Below are 433 nucleotides of genomic sequence, written 5' to 3'. Positions count from 1 at the left end.
CCACACTTATCGACTGTAAATTTTTAAAGAACTTATTCGGTACTGCTTGCTGAAGAAGCGTTGTGTTCATCAGCGAAGAGGCAAGAGTATGAAGCGTTTCGTGCATCTCGTCAAGCTTGTTTTTAGTGTGGTTACATCTCACTAAAAAACCCCTCACTTCAACAGTGCATTTGAATGCCTTGTTCTGCAAGGGGGCGAACTATAGCAAGAAATAGGCTTGATTGACAAGGACTTTCTCAACAATCGATACCGGTATACACATCCTACGGACGCAAAAAAACCCACCAGGATCACCTGGTGGGTTTTTTCTTATAACTAGCCTGACGATAACCTACTTTCACACTGGTTGCAGCACTATCATCGGCGCAAAGTTGTTTCACGGTCCTGTTCGGGATGGGAAGGGGTGGGACCAACTTGCTATGGTCATCAGGCA

At 45.0% G+C, this 433-nt stretch carries 1 rRNA gene; it reads right to left on the bottom strand.

The features are described from left to right. Positions 1–318: 318 nt before the first annotated feature. Positions 319–431 (bottom strand): 5S ribosomal RNA (gene rrf, locus KVP70_RS33325). Positions 432–433: the final 2 nt, after the last annotated feature.

This window comes from Duganella violaceipulchra (genome assembly GCF_019166075.1).
Lineage (GTDB): Bacteria > Pseudomonadota > Gammaproteobacteria > Burkholderiales > Burkholderiaceae_D > Rugamonas > Rugamonas violaceipulchra.
This window is presented reverse-complemented; position numbering and strand designations above follow the sequence as displayed.